The 2918-nt window shown below is 63.7% G+C and carries 6 protein-coding genes; 2 read left to right on the plus strand and 4 right to left on the minus strand.

Going from position 1 to position 2918, the window contains the following annotated elements; all coding sequences use genetic code 11:
* From MUO23_04920 to MUO23_04935, 4 genes are all read right to left on the minus strand, one after another.
* Positions 1-588, minus strand: a 588-nt coding sequence (locus MUO23_04920) for an NADH-quinone oxidoreductase subunit D (GenBank protein MCJ7512294.1), incomplete at its 3' end; no start/stop codon positions are given.
* A 26-nt stretch (positions 589-614) separates the two neighbouring features.
* Positions 615-1127 carry an NADH-quinone oxidoreductase subunit C gene (locus MUO23_04925; protein ID MCJ7512295.1) on the minus strand — a complete coding sequence of 171 codons (513 nt, stop codon included), beginning with the start codon at positions 1125-1127 and terminating at the stop codon, positions 615-617.
* A 62-nt stretch (positions 1128-1189) separates the two neighbouring features.
* A complete protein-coding gene (locus MUO23_04930) occupies positions 1190-1672 on the minus strand; it encodes an NADH-quinone oxidoreductase subunit B (GenBank protein MCJ7512296.1) in 483 nt (160 codons plus the stop codon).
* On the minus strand, positions 1663-2019 hold the full coding sequence (locus MUO23_04935; GenBank protein ID MCJ7512297.1) for an NADH-quinone oxidoreductase subunit A: 357 nt from the start codon (positions 2017-2019) through the stop codon (positions 1663-1665). Before MUO23_04935 ends, MUO23_04930 begins: the two co-directional genes overlap by 10 nt.
* 240 nt (positions 2020-2259) lie before the next feature.
* Here MUO23_04935 and MUO23_04940 point away from each other — a divergent pair, with 240 nt between their 5' ends.
* Both MUO23_04940 and MUO23_04945 read left to right on the plus strand, forming a co-directional pair.
* Complete coding sequence (locus MUO23_04940; protein ID MCJ7512298.1) at positions 2260-2694, plus strand: Rrf2 family transcriptional regulator; 435 nt, start codon at positions 2260-2262, stop codon at positions 2692-2694.
* Between the two features lie 40 nt (positions 2695-2734).
* On the plus strand, positions 2735-2918 hold a 184-nt coding region (locus tag MUO23_04945), incomplete at its 3' end, for a hypothetical protein (protein ID MCJ7512299.1).

The following is a 2918-nucleotide window of genomic DNA, read 5'->3' on the forward strand; positions in this document are numbered from 1 at the left end:
CTTGAGGAACTGCCGCACCGCCTCTTCGAAGCCGCTCGGCAGGTCGCGCCAGATGCCTCCCGGTCGGATGTACGAGGTCATCATCCGCTGTCCCGAGCACATCTCGAAGATGTCGAGGATGATCTCTCGTTCCCGGAAGCAGTACAGGAAGGTGGACATGGCTGCCAGGTCAAGGCTGGACGTGGCCAGCCAGACCAGATGAGAGGCGATCCGCTGGAGTTCGGTCAGAATGACGCGAACGGCCTGCGCGCGCGGTGGGACGTCCAGGCCGACCAGCTTCTCGATCGCCAGGCAGTACACCAGGTTGTTGCCGATGTTGTTCAGGTAGTCCATGCGATCGGTCATCACCAAAGCCTGGAGGAAATTCTTGGCCTCCATGTTCTTCTCAATGCCGGTGTGCAGGAACCCGATGTCCGGGATGCAGTTGACGACGATCTCGCCGTCGAGCTCCAGGAGCAGGCGCAGCACGCCGTGGGTGCTGGGATGCTGCGGTCCCATATTGAGCAGCAGGGTATCGCCCTCGATGGCCCGGCTCGAAACCAGGTGTTTGAGTTCATCGAAGGAGACTTCGAGTGTCGGCGCTGGCATCAGACTGTTTCGGTAGCTACCGCTGTTTACCGCGTTGCGTACGGCTTGCGCCGGTCGATTTCGTCGAAGTTGAAGGTGTACTGAACCTCTTCGTAGCCGAGCGGGTGGTCTTTGCGCAGCGGATGCCCTTCCCAATCATGCGGCATCAGGATTCTGCGGAGGTCGGAGTGACCGGCAAAGCCAACGCCAAACATGTCGTAGATCTCCCGCTCGTGCCAATTCGCGTTCGGGAACAGGTTTTCCAGCGTCGGGACTTCTGCCGCGTTGCCAGGCACGGGCAGCCTCAGGCCGATGAAGGCGTTGGAAGCCGTGCTGTACAGCTTGTAGATCAATGCGAAGCGCGGTTCGCTGGGCCAGTAGTCCACGGCCGTCAGGGCGATCAGCAAATCGAACCCGTGCTGTTCACGCAGCCATTGGCAGGCGGTGAGAACCTTGGCCGGGGAGACCAGGATGCTGGTTTCCCCCCGGAAGCGCTCGACGCCCTGAACGGCTTGGCCGAGCTCCGCCTGCAGCTGTGTGACGACCGACTCGATGTCCATGCGTGCCTTGTCCCCCGGCAGCCCCGACAATCCGCCGTTCCGGGAGCTGCCTGCCGGTTGATTCAGGCGTACTGGTTCAGCTTCTCGCCCTTGACCTTCTCGTGCAAGGTGATGATGCCGTGGATCAAACCCTCCGGCCGCGGCGGGCAGCCGGCAACATAGACGTCCACCGGCACGATCTCGTCCACCCCCTGCACAATCGCGTAGTTGTTGAACACCCCGCCGCAGGAGCAGCAGTCGCCCATGGCGATCACCCACTTCGGATCGGGCATCTGATCGTACAGCCGGCGCAGCACGGGCGCCATCTTGCGGGAGACTCGCCCGGCGACGATCATCAGATCCGCCTGGCGAGGGCTGGGACGCATCAGCTCCATGCCGAAGCGGCTGAGGTCATAGTCGGCCGATTGGGCACTCATCATCTCGATGGCACAGCACGCCAGACCGAACAGCATCGGCCACATCGCATTCGTGCGGCTCCAGTTGATGGCCTGCTCGAGCGTGGTGGTGACCACGCCCAAGTTGCCGAGCTTCTGCTCTACTCCCATTCGAGCGCTCCCTTCTTCCACGCATACACGAAACCAATACTCAGGATGACGACGAAAAGACCCATTTGCACCAGGCCGCTCAAGCGCGTCTGGCGCATCACGACCGCCCACGGGAGCAGAAAGACGGTCTCGATGTCGAACAGGATGAACAGGACCGCGATCAGGTAGAAGCGCACCGGCACCCGGCGCTGCCCGGGGCCGTACGGCCGCATGCCGGACTCGTACGTCTGGCCCTTGCGGGCGGAAGGCCGCCTGGGGCCGAAAAGATGTCCGATCGCCACCACCAGAAAGGCGATGCCGATAGCCAGGATGAGCAAGACGGCGATGGGCAGAAAGTCTGACGGCAATGGATCCTCGGCCGGGGGAGCCGGCCCTGCCACCGCAGGCATCCGGCGATTTGGTCTAAGTGGGCGCAGTCTATCACAAGCGAGGAGACGGGTCAAAGACAGACCGCTCTTCTGCGGTTCGAGGCACTCCGCCAACCGCTCCCGCCTGCGTCCGGCTCACCCCGGAGGGGCTTGACACGTCCGCCGCTCTGGGCTACTCTAGTGGATGCTATTCCTACTTCTCCTATAGGGAAACTAGCTATGAACCTGTCCAAGCGGTCCGAATACGGCTTGCGGGCGCTCTTCGACCTGGCCGCCCAGACGGCCGCCCAGCCCGTGCCCTTGCGCGACCTGGCGGAGCGCAACCACCTGCCCGGCAAGTTCCTCGAGCAGATCTTCCTCAGCCTACGCAATGCCGGCATCGTCCACGGCCAAACCGGCCCCGGCGGCGGCTACACCCTCGGGCGCCAGGCTGACAGAATCACTCTGGGCGAAGTCATTCGGGTGCTCGACGGGCGCCTGGCCCCCGTCAGCTGCCTGAGCCAGATCGACTACGAGCCGTGTTCTTGTCCGGACGAGAAATCTTGCCTGCTGCGCCTGGCCATGTCCGAAGTCCGCCAAGCGATCGTCGACGTCGTCGACCACACCTCGCTGGCGGATGTCACCAACGGCAAAGCGCGCCGCGGCAAGCGCTAGGGTTCCGCCAGCCCGACTCGTTCTCCCAGGAGGTGCACTCATGTCCCCACGCAATTCACCGGCTGGGCGCCCCCGCTGCCCGCCGTTCCTCGAGACCCTGGCGGCGGCCCTGATTGCCGCGGCTGGGCTGGCTGCCTGCGGCGGCGGACGTGCCCCCGCCAGCCTCTCCGAAATCCGCGTCGGCTACTTCCCGAACATCACCCACAGCCAGGCCTTGATCGGCA

The organism is Anaerolineales bacterium (assembly GCA_022866145.1).
Classification (GTDB): Bacteria; Chloroflexota; Anaerolineae; order Anaerolineales; family E44-bin32; genus PFL42.

Bases quoted from the DNA above. Each gene is read 5' to 3' on its own strand.
- MUO23_04925 (MCJ7512295.1), bottom strand. From the start codon at position 1,127: ATGGACATCGAGTCGGTCGTCACACAGCTGCAGGCGGAGCTCGGCCAA.
- MUO23_04930 (MCJ7512296.1), bottom strand. From the start codon at position 1,672: ATGGGAGTAGAGCAGAAGCTCGGCAACTTGGGCGTGGTCACCACCACG.
- MUO23_04940 (MCJ7512298.1), top strand. From the start codon at position 2,260: ATGAACCTGTCCAAGCGGTCCGAATACGGCTTGCGGGCGCTCTTCGAC.